This window comes from Glaciimonas soli (assembly GCF_009497155.1).
Classification (GTDB): domain Bacteria; phylum Pseudomonadota; class Gammaproteobacteria; order Burkholderiales; family Burkholderiaceae_D; genus Glaciimonas; species Glaciimonas soli.
Window position 1 is genome coordinate 569,027 of sequence record NZ_WINI01000007.1, and the last position, 16,309, is coordinate 585,335.

At 51.9% G+C, this 16,309-nt stretch carries 11 protein-coding genes; 5 read left to right on the forward strand and 6 right to left on the reverse strand.

The window, feature by feature from the left end:
• Nucleotides 1-54 precede the first annotated feature (54 nt).
• Both GEV47_RS14790 and GEV47_RS14795 read right to left on the reverse strand, forming a co-directional pair.
• Nucleotides 55-1,032: a Tim44 domain-containing protein gene (locus tag GEV47_RS14790; protein ID WP_153235508.1), complete on the reverse strand. Its 978-nt coding sequence runs from the start codon at nucleotides 1,030-1,032 to the stop codon at nucleotides 55-57.
• Between the two features lie 213 nt (nucleotides 1,033-1,245).
• Complete coding sequence (locus tag GEV47_RS14795) at nucleotides 1,246-1,590, reverse strand: hypothetical protein (protein ID WP_153235509.1); 345 nt, start codon at nucleotides 1,588-1,590, stop codon at nucleotides 1,246-1,248.
• Between the two features lie 327 nt (nucleotides 1,591-1,917).
• On the opposite strand from GEV47_RS14795, the gene GEV47_RS14800 reads away from it, so the two are divergent.
• The 5 genes from GEV47_RS14800 to GEV47_RS14820 all read left to right on the forward strand — a co-directional run bounded on the left by GEV47_RS14800 (nucleotide 1,918) and on the right by GEV47_RS14820 (nucleotide 8,151).
• Nucleotides 1,918-3,333, forward strand: coding sequence for a circularly permuted type 2 ATP-grasp protein (locus GEV47_RS14800; RefSeq protein ID WP_153235510.1), 1,416 nt, complete (start codon nucleotides 1,918-1,920; stop codon nucleotides 3,331-3,333).
• Between the two features lie 2 nt (nucleotides 3,334-3,335).
• Nucleotides 3,336-4,388 (forward strand): alpha-E domain-containing protein, encoded by a 1,053-nt coding sequence (locus GEV47_RS14805; RefSeq protein WP_153235511.1) that lies wholly within the window; start codon nucleotides 3,336-3,338, stop codon nucleotides 4,386-4,388.
• 17 nt (nucleotides 4,389-4,405) lie between these two features.
• A complete protein-coding gene (locus GEV47_RS14810; RefSeq protein WP_153235512.1) occupies nucleotides 4,406-5,242 on the forward strand; it encodes a transglutaminase family protein in 837 nt (278 codons plus the stop codon).
• Between the two features lie 138 nt (nucleotides 5,243-5,380).
• A complete protein-coding gene (gene argE, locus GEV47_RS14815) occupies nucleotides 5,381-6,574 on the forward strand; it encodes an acetylornithine deacetylase (protein WP_153235513.1) in 1,194 nt (397 codons plus the stop codon).
• A gap of 275 nt (nucleotides 6,575-6,849) precedes the next feature.
• Nucleotides 6,850-8,151, forward strand: a complete 1,302-nt coding sequence (locus GEV47_RS14820; RefSeq protein WP_153235514.1) for an MFS transporter — start codon at nucleotides 6,850-6,852, stop codon at nucleotides 8,149-8,151.
• Between the two features lie 136 nt (nucleotides 8,152-8,287).
• Here the strand turns inward: GEV47_RS14820 and GEV47_RS14825 are convergent, their stop codons facing one another.
• From GEV47_RS14825 to GEV47_RS14840, 4 genes are all read right to left on the reverse strand, one after another.
• Nucleotides 8,288-11,146, reverse strand: coding sequence for an autotransporter serine protease (locus tag GEV47_RS14825; protein ID WP_228124712.1), 2,859 nt, complete (start codon nucleotides 11,144-11,146; stop codon nucleotides 8,288-8,290).
• A 647-nt stretch (nucleotides 11,147-11,793) separates the two neighbouring features.
• Nucleotides 11,794-13,281, reverse strand: a complete 1,488-nt coding sequence (locus GEV47_RS14830) for an aldehyde dehydrogenase (RefSeq protein ID WP_153235516.1) — start codon at nucleotides 13,279-13,281, stop codon at nucleotides 11,794-11,796.
• Nucleotides 13,282-13,300: 19 nt separating this feature from the next.
• Nucleotides 13,301-14,749, reverse strand: coding sequence for an aspartate aminotransferase family protein (locus GEV47_RS14835; protein ID WP_153235517.1), 1,449 nt, complete (start codon nucleotides 14,747-14,749; stop codon nucleotides 13,301-13,303).
• A 111-nt stretch (nucleotides 14,750-14,860) separates the two neighbouring features.
• On the reverse strand, nucleotides 14,861-16,231 hold the full coding sequence (locus GEV47_RS14840; protein WP_153235678.1) for a glutamine synthetase family protein: 1,371 nt from the start codon (nucleotides 16,229-16,231) through the stop codon (nucleotides 14,861-14,863).
• Between the last annotated feature and the right edge of the window lie 78 nt (nucleotides 16,232-16,309).

The window sequence follows — 16,309 nt, forward strand, 5'->3', positions numbered from 1 at the left end:
AGGCCTACCAACCAGGTACTAAACAACTACTGCACTTGGTTCTTCTATCTTACATCAAGCAACCTGCTCAATGCCTGCCAACATCCAGCCACCCTGACCATTACCTGGCTTGGTCAAATTCCAGATTTCATTGAACGGCTCGGCCAACTTGGTCGGATCATCTTTGATCATGCCCGAGAATTTAACGCCAGCCATGTAATCGCTACCGACCATTTCCAAACCTAAGAATTCTGCTTCCAGGGTTTGCACATCGGTATTGTTTGCTGACGCGCCACGCTCTTGCAATTGCATCTTCAATTCACCAAACATTTCTGGTGTAGTGAATTCACGGATATCGTTTTCATCCGCTTTGTCCCAGGCGGCTTGCAAGCGGATAAAGTTGATTTTTGCATGACGCAGGAAACCTGCCGTATCGAAATCTGCTGGCACTGGAATGTCATTGCTGCCGACATTCGATGATGCAAAGTTCGATCCGCCAAAAGTGGCCGCATTGGATGACGGTGCATCAAAGGTCGTCTTTTGTGCCGGTAAGCTTGAACCAATTTCAGGTGTTGAATTCACATTTTGATTGAAATTGTTATTGAAGCTTGGCATTGCACCGGCGGCACCGAAAGCAGGTTTCATCCCGCCATTGTTGTTGTCCATTTTTTTACGGTACAAGCGATAAAGGAACATCGCCGCAAACGCGAACAATCCCACCATCAACATCGTGCTGATCATGCTGGCCATGGCACCGCCCAGTCCCATGCTCGACAACAACGCCCCCAGTCCCAAACCTAATAATGCGCCGCCTAGCATACCTTTCCACATGCTAGGTTTTGCTGCAGCTGCAGCCGCACCACCGGCAGCGGCAGCAGGTGGAGCTGCCTTAGCGGCGGCCTGATTTTGTGCTGGGGTAGCCTGTTGACGATTCATGCTTTGCGATTTTTTGCCGAACGAGCCACCACCGCCCATGCGCTTGGCATCTGCGTTGGAAAGACCTGCGGTCAAAGTCATCGCCACAACCATCAAGGCAATAAACATTTTTTTCATACAATCTCCTGAAAATAAAACACTGTAATAAATCTATGTGAAACGGTCACATTTGCCGATGATTCAAAATGGGAATACGTATTGAACAAGCGATACCGGCGCATTAACGACGTAATATCGATGCAATACAAATCCGCGTAAAAATTCACATAGCGCAAAGTGATTGGACGAAGTCCGCCACTTGCGTGAAAGTAACGCTAGAGAGTGGGCTGATTACGCCCGAGGTGGTGGGGCAAGTAAGGGAAGAAATGGCGGTTCGCGTGCGAGATCATTATTGCGCGCGGGTGCAATGGAAGTAGTGTGTGGAGTGAAATGAAAAACTAAAGCAGGTATCGCTTCATCAGCATGATCAGCGGCTTCGGCAGCGTGTGCATCGGTCAAGAGATCGACGAGATCAATTTTGGCGCTGTCTTCGCTGCTGCCAAGACTATCTTGATAGTCTGGATTAAGCTGTAACAGTTGCAACGCAGGGAACTCGGCAGTCTTAAGATGTGACTCGACCCCGCCTGCAAAAACTTGCAAAGGCAGAAATACCAACATCAAAAGAATAACAAGCAATCGCCGCATTAGATGGGTGGTGTTATTGATAATATAAAAAACAGCGTTGATTATACCAAATACAAATGCTGTAGCGACTCATTGTCCTATTTGGTGAGTACAACATTATTGTTGGCTCAAAACTTGCTCAATCTGTTTTCTGTGTATTGTATGGATCATGCATCTTAGTGTTTGCTCTGTAGTTGCACCAAGTCTGCACATAGCGTCTTTGCACATATTGATATTCGAATATTTAATGATCGTTTTTGCAACCATCCATTCTTCATTGAAGATAGTCAGGAAAATTCTTGATATTGGTTTTCCATCACACAACCGCAAAGCAAAATCATGGCAAAATTTTTCGATGAGATGTATTCCGATGGCATCCATACAGCACGCCCACATTACGGTGAATTTACACGCTGGCTGGGAGAACAAACACACGACGCCATCGCTCGCAAACGCGCGGAAGCCGACATCATCTTTCGCCGTGTTGGTATCACTTTCGCTGTTTATGGCAACGATGCCGGCACTGAACGCCTAATCCCGTTCGACATTATTCCTCGCATCATTCACGCTGCCGAATGGGCTGAACTGCAAACAGGTTTGGTGCAGCGAGTCAAAGCACTCAATATGTTTTTGCACGATATTTATCACGATCAAAATATCGTCAAAGCCAATATCATTCCCGCTCAACAAATTTTTCGCAATGCCCAGTATCGCCCGGAAATGCAAGGTATTTCTGTCCCTTCCGATATTTATGCGCACATCGCAGGTGTCGACATCGTACGCGCAGGAGAAGGTGAATTTTACGTACTGGAAGACAACCTGCGCGTACCTTCCGGCGTTTCCTACATGCTGGAAAATCGCAAGATGATGATGCGCTTGTTCCCTGATGTCTTCACGCGCCATAAAATTGCACCGGTAGCGCATTTCCCGGATTTATTACTGGATAATTTGCGCTCGGTTGCGCCGGCTGGCGTCACCGATCCGACTGTGGTCGTGATGACGCCGGGAATGTATAACTCGGCGTATTTTGAGCACGCGTTTTTGGCGCAGCAAATGGGTGTGGAGCTGGTCGAAGGCAAGGATTTGTTCGTCAACGATGAAGCCGTGTACATGCGTACCACGCGCGGCGCAAAACGCGTGGATGTGATTTATCGACGCATCGACGATGACTTTCTCGATCCGCTGGCATTCCGTCCCGATTCATCTTTGGGCGTTCCCGGTTTGCTGTCTGTGTATCGCGCTGGCGGCGTAACGCTTGCCAACGCAATTGGTACCGGCGTCGCCGACGACAAATCGGTTTACCCGTTTGTGCCTGACATGATCAAGTTCTATCTGGGAGAAAAACCGATACTCAACAATGTCCCCACTTTTCAATGCAGGAAAAAAGATGATCTGGCATACACCCTCGCCAATCTAAAAGACCTGGTTGTCAAAGAAGTTCACGGCGCCGGTGGTTATGGGATGTTAGTCGGCCCCGCTTCCACCGCACAGGAAATCGAGGACTTCCGCGCTCGCGTCATCGCCAATCCTGAAGGCTATATTGCGCAACCAACCTTGTCCTTATCCGCTTGCCCCACTTTTGTCGAATCCGGTGTCGCTCCACGACATATCGATATGCGCCCTTTTGTGCTGTCGGGTAAAACGGTTTCCATGGTACCTGGCGGTCTCACGCGCGTGGCATTGAAAGAAGGTTCCTTAGTCGTCAATTCATCACAAGGCGGCGGTACCAAAGACACCTGGATTTTGGAGAAATAATTATGCTAAGCCGCACCGCTGATCACTTGTTCTGGATGGCTCGCTACACTGAACGCGCCGAAAACACCGCGCGTATGCTAGATGTGCATGTACAAACGAGCTTAATGCCGCAATCGGCAGAAGATATCGAACAAGGCTGGCGTGCCATTCTCGGCATTTCAGAATTACAACACGCCTACGATAATAAATATCACAGCATCAACGCCAAAGATGCGATTGATTTTTTGGTGCGTGATCTGAGCAACCCTTCGTCCATTGCCTCTTGTTTGAAACAAGCTCGAGAAAATGCGCGGGCCGTACGCGGTGCGCTGACCACCGAAGTGTGGGAAATCCAGAACGCGACCTGGCTCAAAATGGAGGCATATCTTAAAACCGACGCATTGGAAAAGAATCCTCCGGAATTTTTTGAATGGGTAAAACATCGATCGCATTTATCACGCGGCGTCACTAATGGCACCATGCTGCAAGATGAAGCGTTCCACTTTATTCGGCTCGGCACTTTCCTTGAGCGTGCCGACAATACGGCGCGGATACTCGATGTGAAATTTCATGGCGCAAAAGAAAATCATCATCGTCACAATAAGCACCATACCAAACGAAACCAACAGCAAGGGCAACAAGCAGCACAGCCGCGCGGTACGGATGATGTTGAAGCGATGGATGGCAATAGAGAGCCGCAAATCGATTTTTATTATTGGGCGGCAATTTTGCGTTCTGTCTCGGCCTTCGAAATTTATCGCAAAGTTTATCGCGATGTCATCACACCGGCACGCGTTGCTGACTTATTAATGCTGCATCCAGACATGCCGCGCTCATTGCTGGCATGCCTGAACGGCGTGACGGAGAATCTGAAAGCTGTTCACAACGATGTATCCGCGGATACCGAGCGTTTTGCCGGCAAGCTTCACGCGGATCTGCAATTCAGTAATATTGATGAAATTCTGGATGCCGGGTTACACGATTATCTGACGGTATTTTTTGCGCGTATATTTGAACTCGGCAATCGCATCAGCCGTGACTTCCTGGTGCCAATGGCGCCACCCACCGCTAGATAATTTGAAATGGCTCTGCAATGTTACTCACCATTCGGCACGAAACGATTTATCACTACACCGCCCCGCTGACTTATACAATTCAGCAGTTGCGGCTTTCGCCCCGTGCCGAACCACATCAGCATGTGCGCCAATGGCATATCAGAAGTTCTGGTGTACGCAATCCCTTCGTCGATGCCTATGACAACGTGAGCCATATGCTGACGATCACCGGGCTGCATAACGAAGTCAAAATCATTGCCGAAGGTGTGGTCGAAATTACACCGTTGTTCTTGGGTCGACTCACCGAACCAGGAAGTTTTTCTCCCTTAGTTTTTACTGTGCCGACGCGATTAACCCAGCCAACGCCCACCATCGTCGCCTTTGCCCATCAACATTTACTGCCAGATCAAAACCACATCGTCGGCAATAGCATAGACAGCAACCAATTCATCAAACTAGCCGAAGCCATCTGCGCCGCAGTTGCCTATGAAGGCGGCGTCACCATCGTCACCACCAGCGCCGATGCAGCACTAGCATTAGGCCGCGGCGTCTGCCAGGATCACGCGCACATATTCCTCGCCTGCTGCCATGCAGTAGGCATCCCTGCACGCTATGTCTCCGGTTACATAGACGCCGGCAGCAGCGATCATGCCGAAAGCCATGCCTGGGTCGATGTCTGGGTACAGCAATCCGACTTCACCGGATGGGTCAGCATTGATGTCACTCACGCACTTTTTGCTAGCCAGGCGTACTGTCGCCTGGCTATCGGGCGCGATTATGATTCTGCTGCACCAGTGCGTGGCGTGCGTCAAGGCGGCGGTGATGAGAGTTTGTCGGTGCGAGTTAGTGTGTTGACGCAGATGGGAGAACAGTAGTCAACTCGAATAATGACATTAACGAGCAGCAGATGAAATTGCCGGGATAAAATTCGCACCAGGAAAAACTAAAAAGCGGGGGAAGCGCACTTCATGTATAAGCATTAATGTTTGTTAGTAAGACTAAAGGATTTAATTATGAACAACTCCATATCCCCCACATTGCTGCGACCGTCCGCCGACGTCTTGACAATGATTGAAAGTCTGATTGCGTTCCCAACGGTATCGCGCGATTCCAACCTTGGCCTGATCGAATGGATACGCGATTATCTGGCCGGTCTCGGCGTCAGTTCGCGCCTGACCTACGATGTCAGCGGCAAGAAAGCCAATCTGTTCGCCACTCTGGGCGAGGGCAGCAAACCGGGCCTGATTATCTCCGGACATACCGATGTGGTCCCGGTTGATGGCCAAGCCTGGGACACAGATCCGTTCAAGGCAACCATCAAAGATGGTTTGCTATATGGTCGCGGCTCCTGCGACATGAAAAGTTATATCGCTACCGCACTCGCGCTGGCACCTAAATTTCTGGCTGCGAAGATGGATGCTCCACTGCATTTCGCTTTTTCGTACGACGAGGAAGTCGGTTGCATCGGCGTGCAGGGCCTGATCGCTGATTTGCAGGAATTGAACCTGAAGGCTGCCGGCTGCATCGTGGGCGAGCCGACTTCTATGCAACCGATCATTGCACACAAAGGAACACATCGTTTCCGTTGTTGTATCACCGGGCGCGAAGCGCATTCCAGCTACACCACGTTGGGCGTGAATGCGGTTGAATATGCAGCGCGCATCATCGTCTACATCCGCCAGATGGCTGATCGTTTTGCGCAACTGGAAACGCGTGACTACGGTTTCACCGTGCCGTATACGACAATGCAAACCGGTTTGATACGTGGCGGTCTGGCCGCCAACATCGTCCCGAAGGAGTGCGAATTCGAATTCGAGGCGCGCACCATGCCTGGCGTCGAAGCCGATCACTTCTATCAGGAAGTCCAGAATTTTGCTGCGCAACTGCTGCCGGAAATGCAGCGGGTGGAGCCGAATGCGAAGATTGCCTTCGAATGGCTGGCAAGTGCGCCCGGACTGAGCACCAAAGAGCATGACGCGATTGCGCAACTTGCCATTTCGTTATCGCGCAGCACAAGCACTGGCGCAGTATCCTACGGAACAGAGGCGGGGCTGTTCCAGCGCGCCGGTATCCCGACCGTGGTTTGCGGCCCGGGTAGCATCGAGCAGGCACATCGGCCGAACGAATTCGTCGCGCTGGAACAATTGGTGCAATGTGAAGCGTTTCTGCTGCGCCTGCTTGACCCTATGCCGTCTTTCTCGAAATAAGGAATATCCCGGACGTATGCATCATGTCTGGGATTTTTTTTTGTATTTTGCCTATTTTGGGGTGTTTTTTTGTTGTGCACTAACCGTAAGAAAGTAGATGGCAATAGTCGTAAAGGTAGTAAAGGCAATACAAAACCATACGAAATCGAGTCAAATGTGGCACATGAAGATGCAGCGAAAGGCGCGATCTGGCGCAGATACTTCCACTGCAGTTCGACGTTTGTTGCGACGCCCGGTTATCGCATTGGTCAGATAATATAAAAGGAGACTTAACCATGAGCAGCACAGCAATCGGCAGCACGCCAACCGGCATTACCCCGACACCGTTCAAACAGCATCCGCAAACCTGGCGTGCGGTTATTTCATCCTCCATTGGCAATGCGCTGGAATGGTTCGATGTACTGATCTACAGTGCCATGGCGGTCACTATCGCCAAGTTGTTTTTTCCGACCGAGAATCAAACCGTTTCCTTGTTGATTACCTTTGCCACCTTCGGTGTCTCGTTTTTCATGCGCCCGTTAGGCGCAGTCGTCATCGGCGCCTATTCCGATCGGGTCGGTCGCAAGTCTGCGCTGACGCTGTCGATATTGCTGATGATGATCGGCACGTTGATGATCGCGATCATGCCGACCTATACACAAATCGGCCTGTGGGCACCAGCCGGCATCGTTATAGCTCGCTTGCTGCAAGGCTTTTCGGCCGGTGGCGAATTCGGCAGCTCGACCGCATTCCTGGTTGAGCATGCTCCGCATCGGCGAGGTTTCTTTTCCAGCTGGCAGGTCGCCAGTCAGGGACTCAGCATCGTGCTGGCGGCGCTGTTTGGCGCGATCCTGTCGTCGCAACTATCCACCGAGCAGCTGGAATCGTGGGGCTGGCGCCTGCCGTTCATCTTCGGTCTGCTGATTGGACCTGCGGGCTACTACATCCGCCAAAGCCTGGAAGAATCGCCTGAGTTCGCCCAGGCCGACGCTACCGGCACACCATTGCGCGACATCATGACCAGCCAGAAAATGCGTTTGCTGATCGGATCCGGCAGCGTCGTCATGGCAACCGTATCGGTGTACCTGGTGGTCTACATGCCAACCTATGCAGTCAAACAACTGGGCATGACATCGACCGCTTCATTCAGTGCCACCATCCTGGCTGGCGTCATTATGCTGCTGTTCTCACCAGTGGTCGGTCAGTTGTCCGACAAATACGGCCGCATACCGTTCATGCTAAGCAGCAGCGTTTTGTTCGTCTTGCTGAGTTACCCGCTGTTCTCGTGGCTTTCACTCAACCCAAGCTTCGTTAACCTGTTGCTGGTACAAGGCGTCATCGGCCTTTTGATGACCATGTATTTCGCGTCTATGCCAGCACTGCTGTCGGATATATTCCCGGTTCAAACCCGCGGCACCGGCATGTCTTTGAGCTACAACATTGCCGTGATGATTTTCGGTGGCTTTGCCGGCATGACGATTACCTGGCTGATCGCCGTTACCGACAATAAGCTCGCGGTGACCTTCTATGTAATCGGCGGTGCCATGTTGAGCGTGATCGCCACGCTGGCGGCACGTTATAAACTGCGCTTGCGTTGATCGATGAGCGTTGACGTAATCGTCACGATATTCAACGCCTCATTTTGTGGATACAACTGGCTCTACGAATGAAATACATACAAAAACACCCAGTGCATGTTGCCACTGGGTGTTTGAAAAAATTATTCAATTTTTATTACTGGATACTCATCCGTAAGCCGGCTGCAACAACGTTGTTCTTTACGCCGCCTTTGTCGAACTGCGCGTCGTAATTAACATACCAGTTCCAAGTCGAATTGACCGTGGTTGTAAGACCAACACCGATCCAACCGCTTGTTTTGTCCAGACCAATACCCTGTACGGAGAAACGCGCATCCGGAGCACCATTAAACGAAGCATTGAAGTCTAAGCTGCCGTTTGTGAATGTTTGTTGAACTGAAGTATAGCCTTGCAAATAACTTTGTCCAGCCGACCACTGGAAACCAGAACTGCCGCGAACGCCAGCGATACCTGCTGTTTGATGGTAAGTCTGACTATTGGCTGTCAGGCCAAATGCGCTACCGGATTCTGTGAATCCATCACGGTTCAGATGATCGTAGGAAATAGCGGCAAACGGCGTAACAGAAGTATTTGGCGCCACTGCGAACTTGTAGCCCGATTCCATGTATCCAGACAGAACTGTATCGTCATGCTTGGCATGAAGGCCTTGAGCGTCGCCGTTGATGATTGCTGTGCGAGATACTTTGCTATCGACCGATGCGCCACCTACACGCCCTGCCAGATACCCGCCCTGTTCATTTAATGCGTAGCGACCATACAGGGAGACGCCGACGTTTTGGCTTTTCGCTTCACCACCGAAACGATCAAAGGTTGCCTTACTGTCCGAATACGCAATTGCCGCACCCACGATAGTTTTATCGTTCAAATGGGTATCCGCGCCGAACTGACCGCCCCATTGTGATGTACTGCCGGTTGAATAGCCCGATTGCGATAATTTTCCAGAAGCGCCAAGCGCAGTTACCCACAGTCCGGTTTTTTCTCGGACAAATTGGCTGTTACCAAATTCGGCCATGCGATTGGATAGATCACGATTCACTGCGTCGGATTGCTGGAACGTCAGTGCTTGTGATGAAGCGTAGATTTGTCCCGACAAACTATCAAGTGTGACGCCAACGGACTCCAGATTCGCACTGTGCTGTAACGCTATTGCGCTGTTAAGAAATGCTGCGCTTGTCGTTGCGCCTGCCTTGCCGCTAGCGACCATATTGTCAGCGACTTTCAATGCTTGCTCAACATTCGCTGCACTATTGCGGCGTGTGGCATCAGCACCAAATGCTTTTGCCGCAACGATCGTCACATCGTTACGCTGCAAAGAGAGATCAACGTCATTTGCACCATAGGTGACCGTCCCTGAAAGCATAGGCGCATAAATTGGATTGGCATTAAATGTGCCATTCACGCCAGCGCCAGCCGTTAAAATGATGCTCGATTTAGGTTGCAGTGTCACATAATCAGTTATATCAGTAACGACCAATTGCGAATTGCCAAGGTGTGCTGTGCCGCCAACAGTTAGCCTGGAAACGGCATCATTAGAAAACACAGAGAATTGTGAAGCGGTGTAATCCCCCCTGATAGTCAAACCTTTACCGGTGTTTGTTAAAGTACCGTTATTGGCAACGCTGCCGCCGATATGGCCACCGTCGCCGGCCAGATTTCCCTGCAGGTCGATTTGCACGCCCGAGGTAACCGAACCGGTAATGATGAGAGTACCATCTGCAATTTCACTTAGACCAGCGAAAGTATTTTTTCCTGATAGCTTCAATGATCCTGTTCCGGATTTGAGTAAGCCGGCATCACCAGCAATGTCATTACTAAATTCCGAGTTGATGTCGTTAAAAATAGCGTTGAAATTGCTGCTTCCCAGGGTGAGGCGCTTATCAAATAATGCCGGCCCTTTTGCCGCTTTACTGGCGTCCAGAAGACCCCAGCCATAGGTAGCGGTATCGTGCATATCGGTAGCGGTCGACAGAATTGTTTGGCGTATCAAGTCGGTATTCATCCAAGGATAGACTTGCTGAACGAGAGCAGCTGCTCCTGTGACTGCAGGGGTAGCGAACGAAGTCCCATACACACGCTGGCCTGTCGATGGTGAAACAAAATCACCTGGCGCCGCCAGGCACCAGTTTGCCGCAACCCCGCAACTATTTGCGTAGCTCGATTTTTCTCCGGCTACGGTGTCGATAGTGCTAAATCCGTCCTTACCGCCGACAGCATTGACAGCTGTCACTGCAATCCATCCGACTTCTAAGTCTGAATACAGATGGGGCATGGCAGCAGACAGTGCTGGTTGTTTATCGCCGTCATTACCCGTCGCCCAGATAAAGAGGCCCTGTTGTGCAACAAAGGGGGTGTACATGGTGTAAAGCGAGCTTGCTAACGAAGGCGGAGAGCCAAGAGTACCGACAACGCTCGATTGATTAACGATTTTTACCCCTTTTGCAAACAGGTCTGTATAAATTTGTGCGTAAAGAGTTACGCCGTTATTGTTGCTTCCTGACGCGGCAGCCTGAACGAACACACCAGGAGCAATGCCGGTTGAATCGCCCGCTAACATTTCTGTTACCTGCGTTCCATGCGAATTGCCATTGGCACCGCCCGGGCTATAGACGGTTTTAGTAACGCGACCGCCGAATTGCGGGTTGCTCAGATCAAAATCCGTATCGACTACGCCAATGGTGACGTTATCTCCGGTAATGCCAGCGGCATGCGCAGCCGTTACATTACTTGGATCAAGACTGTTCAGTAGTGGTGGTTTTGCCCCGGGTGATGTTGGTGGCAGCACAGGTGTTTGAGGAGCTGTACCTGAGTCGCCAGGAGGTACAATCGTTGGCGGCGGCGGAGTTATCGGTGTGTTGGTTAAAGTATTTCCTCCCGAACCCGTATTGTGCGAACCACCGTCACTACCACCTCCCCCGCCAGCGCATCCGGTTACCAATACTGACACCGCTAAAGCGAATGCCGTTCGTGAAAAGTGGTTTGTATTCTCTTTATTCATTTGCATTCCTTGCAGGTTACTGTCGAGTTTTAGTCCGTGCTTGTATTCATCTACTGTACGAAGGCATGTCAGTGCGCAAAATATGGAGGTAATGACAACATCTCAGAACGCACAAAATGAATGCCTTGCGTCACGCCATAGATAACGGGAAAAATCGGAGAAATTGAAGGAGTAGCAGCTGTTAAATTTCGATGAGATCAATAAAAAATGCGCGATGGAGATCGCTGATATTTTGAAAGGTCAGAATGTCGACGTCGCTGAATTCAGTAGACTTTTAATTATGCAGATACGAGAAAGAGGATGAGTGGTGCAGAACAACCGATTCGCCGCAGAACTTGACGCTGAGGAAATCAAACAGATAACGGATCGCGATGAACGAACGTATCAAACGAAAAATCTATCGGAAACGTGACTTATTGTTCTGGAGGTAGATGAACTTGCAACCCACGTCGTGCCGGACCGCCAGCTGGCTGACAGAAGTGCTCTGTCAGTGCAAGGACGGCTTGACCACAGACTGTTTAGAAGTCATACAGTCGCCGTCATCAAATTGAGGGGCGACGCTGGCGCTCCGAAGGCAGAAAATTTAAACGTGACTATTTCCCTGGTTTGAATGACGCACGAGCCAGAGTCAATCAGATCAGAGAGTTTTACGTGATGCTGATCCAGATGGTTTTTAGCTCCGTATATTTATCGAAGGCATGCAAAGATTTATCGCGCCCGTTACCCGATTGCTTGTAACCGCCAAACGGCACCGTTATGTCATCGTCGTTGTACTGGTTGACGTGCACCGTTCCGACCCGCAGGGTTCTCGCGGTCTGGTGCGCCTTGCGGATATCCGAGGTCCAGACTGCGGCCTGCAAGCCGAATGCGCTCGCATTCGCTTGGCGAATCGCCTCGTTCAAATCGGTGAAGCCAAACACCGACAACACAGGTCCGAAAATTTCTTCGCGAGCAATTTTCATCGTGCTGTTGACGTTATTGAACAAGGTCGGCTCAATGTAATAACCGCCGGTCTCGGTACGCACCCGCTGTCCACCTGCCAGCAGTTGTGCGCCTTCCGTTTTCCCTGATGTGATAAAGCCCAGCACCGAGTCCATCTGGATATGGTCGACGATGGCACCCATCTCGGTAGCTTCGTTCAGTGGATCGCCTGGTTGGAAATTCGGCACTAGCGCCAGCGCTTTGGCGATAAATTGCTCCCTGATCGACTCCTCCACGAACAAGCGTGACGGTGCGTTGCAGCTCTCGCCCTGATTGAAGTAGATCGAACCCACCGCCGCGTGCACGGCGGCATCCAGGTCTGGGCAATCCGCACATACGATATTGGGCGACTTGCCACCGAGCTCGGTCCAGACCCGTTTCAGATTGGATTGTCCGGCGTATTGCATGATCTGTTTGCCAATCCGGGTGGAGCCGGTAAAGCCGATGCAATCGACATCCATGTGCAAGGCCAGCGCGCTGCCAGCCTCATGGCCATAACCCGGCACCACGTTGAATACACCTGGTGGAATACCCGCTTCCAGCGCGATTTCAGCCATCCGCAATGCCGACAACGGCGACTTTTCCGATGGCTTCAGCACCACGCTGTTGCCAACCGCCAGTGCCGGTGCGATTTTCCAGGATGCCATCAGCATCGGGTAATTCCACGGCACGATTGCGGCAACCACACCGACCGGCTCGCGCGTGATCAACGCCAGAGCGGTGTCGGGTGTCGGTGCTATCTCGTCATAAATCTTGTCGATTGCTTCGCCGTACCAGCGGATGCAGTTGGCCGCCGAAGGCACGTCCACGCTACGGCTGTATTTGATCGGCTTGCCCATATCAAGCGTTTCCAGCAAGGCCAGCTCATCCTTGTGTTGCAGCAGCAAATCGGCAAATTTGATCATGATGCGTTTGCGCACCGCCGGCGCCAGACCGGCCCAGCGTCGATCTTCGAAGGCCATCCGCGCTGCAGTCACCGCCGTGTCGATATCGATCGCATCGCAGCGGGCGACATCGACCAGCTTGCGACCATCGACGGGTGAAATACAGTCGAAGGTTGCTCCGGACTGGGCCGCAACTCGCTGACCGTTAATGAAAGCACGTCCGTCAAACTTCAATTCCGCAGCGCGGTCATGCCAACTTGTGTTCGTCATTTGAAACTCCTTAAAATGTTTACAGCCAACCGCGCTGCGTAATATCTGTCAACGTCGCATCGAGGCAGACGCGGATTAAAGCCACCATTTCGTCAATTTCGGCATGCGTCATCACCAGCGGTGGCGCGACGATCATCCGGTCGCCGACGGCGCGCATGATCATGCCGTTGCTGAACATATGGCCGCGACAGACCATCCCGACTTCCAGCTTCGCATCAAATGGCACGCAATCATGCACATTCGCAGCCTTTTTCTGCACCAGATTTAGACCAGCGACAAAACCGCAGGCTTGCGCAGCGCCGACCAACGGGTGATCGGCCAACGCCTCAAATTTCTGCTTCAGGTAGGGGCCGATATCATCCCGCACCCGCTCGACCAGCATTTCCTCCTGAATGATGCGGATGTTCTCCAAAGCCGCAGCGCAGGCAACCGGATGGCCTGAATAGGTAAAGCCGTGGTTGAATTCCCCGCCTTTTTCAATCAGTACATCGGCCACACGATCGCCGACCAACACGCCACCCAGCGGTACATAACCAGAGGTCACGCCCTTGGCGAACGTCATCAAGTCGGGCTGAATGCCGAAATATTCGGAGCCGAACCAATACCCAAGGCGACCGAAGCCGCAAATGACTTCATCAGCAACCAGCAAAATGCCGTATTTGTCGCAGATCCGCTGAATTTCGGGCCAATAAGTGGACGGTGGAATGATGACGCCGCCCGCGCCTTGTACTGGTTCGCCAATAAAAGCGGCGACCTTGTCGGCACCGATTTCCAGGATTTTTTGTTCTAGCCAGGAAGCAGCTTCAATACCGAATTCTTCCGGCGTTTTGCCCTTGCCACCTTCCAGGTAATACGGCTGACCGATATGGACGATGCCTGCAATCATGCCTCCCTGCTCGTGCATGCCGGACATCCCGCCCAGCGAAGCGCCTGCCATCGTACTGCCGTGGTAGGCGTTGTGGCGACTGATGATGACGTGGCGATCCTGATAGCCTTGCAAGTCCCAGTAGCGACGCACCATGCGGACGATGGTGTCGTTGCCCTCGGAGCCGGACCCGGTAAAAAAAACATGGTTGAATTGCGGCGGCGAAATCTCGACTAGTTTGGCCGCCAATTGCACCGCCGGTACATTTGTGGTCTGGAAAAAACTATTATAGAAAGGTAATTGCTGCATCTGTGCATACACCGCATCGGCGATGCTCTTGCGGCCATAGCCGACATTCATGCACCACAAGCCCGACATGCCATCGAGCAGACGCTTTCCTTCCGAATCCCAAATGTAAATACCTTCGCCCTTGACCATGACGCGTGAACCGCGGCTGGCCAACGCCTTGGAATCGGTGAACGGGTGCAGATAATGGGCCGCGTCCAACTCCTGAATCGTTCGCGTATTGACTGGCGCTTGCGCGATGAAGTGATCGGCAACCGGTGCGTCAATAACCACTGGGGCGAATTTATCTGAATGCATGATCAACCTTCAACTCGAGTTACTGCACTATAAAAATTGTGAAGCACGAAGACCGACGTCTCACCTTGGTATTAATGCCCAGCTACACACCGCGTCTCCTTTTAAGGAATATCAGACGTGCAGCAGCAGATGTTCACGTTCCCACGGGCTGATCACCTGCATGAACTCGGCGTGTTCCAGATCCTTGATCGCCGCATAGACGTCGACAAAACGGTCGCCCAGCACCTGGCGTAAGCTCGTCTCGTTGCGCAAGCCTTCCAGCGCTTCGGACAAACTTTGCGGCAACTGAAAATCGAGGTGATACGCACTGTCGACCATCATCGGGGCCGGTTCCAGTTGTTCCGTCATGCCCAGATAGCCGCACGCCAGTGTCACCGCCAACGCCAGATACGGATTCGCGTCGGCGCCGACCACACGGTTCTCGATGCGGCGATCTTGCGGCCCGGATTCCGGGACTCGAAATCCGACTGTGCGATTATCCTTGCCCCACTGGACGTTGATCGGCGCAGCGGTATGGCGCACGATGCGGCGGTACGAATTCACGTACGGCGCCACAATCGCCATCGCGGCCGGCATGTAACGCTGTAACCCACCGATGTAATGCGAAAACGCTTGGGAGGCGGTGCCATCCGGCTTGCTGAAGATATTATTGCCGGTCCTGGAGTCAATCACGCTTTGATGGATATGCATTGCTGAACCGGGTTCGCCGGACATCGGCTTGGCCATGAAAGTCGCATACATATCGTGCTTCAATGCGGCCTCGCGCAAGGTCCGCTTGAAGAAGAAGACCTTGTCCGCCAGACCCAGCGGCTCACCATGCAAAAAGTTGATTTCCATCTGACCGGCACCGATTTCATGAATCAGCGTATCAACGTCGAGTTGCATCAGTTCGCAGTAATCGTAAATATCCTCAAACAACGGATCAAACTCGTTCACCGCATCGATGCTGTAAACCTGGCGGCTGGTTTCGGCCCGCCCGCTACGACCCACCGGCGGGCGCAACGGCAAATCGGGATCGGTATTCTTGGCAGTCAGATAAAATTCGAGCTCGGGCGCCACGATGGGGGTCCAACCCTTGTCGGCATACAGTTTCAGCACGCGACGCAATACCGAACGCGGGGCGAAATCGACCAGCGAACCGTCGGAAAAATAACAATCATGAATCACCTGTGCGGTTGGATCAACCGCCCACGGCACCAGCGCAATGGTATTCGGATCGGCCCGCAAAATCATGTCGCGATCAGTGGCCGAAATGGCGCGCTCGTACGCGGCATCACCGGCGGGATAGTTACCGGTCACCGTCATCCCGAGTACCGCTTCCGGCATACGCATGCCACGATCTTCGGTGAACTTGGTGCGCGGCATGATCTTGCCGCGTGCAACCCCGGTCAAATCAGGTACCAGACATTCAATTTCAGTGACTCGCTTTTCATTGAGCCATAAGTCCATATCGGCGTAGGTGAAATTTTCGCGTATAGCCATGATACCCTCGACAAATTCATTGAATTCTGGCTTACTAAAAAAACTAAAAAATGCCATCAAATGGCGCCACGCAATCCG

Coding starts and splice junctions, on each gene's coding strand:
- GEV47_RS14790 (WP_153235508.1), bottom strand. CDS start 1,032: ATGAAAAAAATGTTTATTGCCTTGATGGTTGTGGCGATGACTTTGACC.
- GEV47_RS14800 (WP_153235510.1), top strand. CDS start 1,918: ATGGCAAAATTTTTCGATGAGATGTATTCCGATGGCATCCATACAGCA.
- GEV47_RS14805 (WP_153235511.1), top strand. CDS start 3,336: ATGCTAAGCCGCACCGCTGATCACTTGTTCTGGATGGCTCGCTACACT.
- GEV47_RS14810 (WP_153235512.1), top strand. CDS start 4,406: ATGTTACTCACCATTCGGCACGAAACGATTTATCACTACACCGCCCCG.
- argE (WP_153235513.1), top strand. CDS start 5,381: ATGAACAACTCCATATCCCCCACATTGCTGCGACCGTCCGCCGACGTC.
- GEV47_RS14820 (WP_153235514.1), top strand. CDS start 6,850: ATGAGCAGCACAGCAATCGGCAGCACGCCAACCGGCATTACCCCGACA.
- GEV47_RS14825 (WP_228124712.1), bottom strand. CDS start 11,146: ATGAATAAAGAGAATACAAACCACTTTTCACGAACGGCATTCGCTTTA.
- GEV47_RS14830 (WP_153235516.1), bottom strand. CDS start 13,281: ATGACGAACACAAGTTGGCATGACCGCGCTGCGGAATTGAAGTTTGAC.
- GEV47_RS14835 (WP_153235517.1), bottom strand. CDS start 14,749: ATGCATTCAGATAAATTCGCCCCAGTGGTTATTGACGCACCGGTTGCC.
- GEV47_RS14840 (WP_153235678.1), bottom strand. CDS start 16,231: ATGGCTATACGCGAAAATTTCACCTACGCCGATATGGACTTATGGCTC.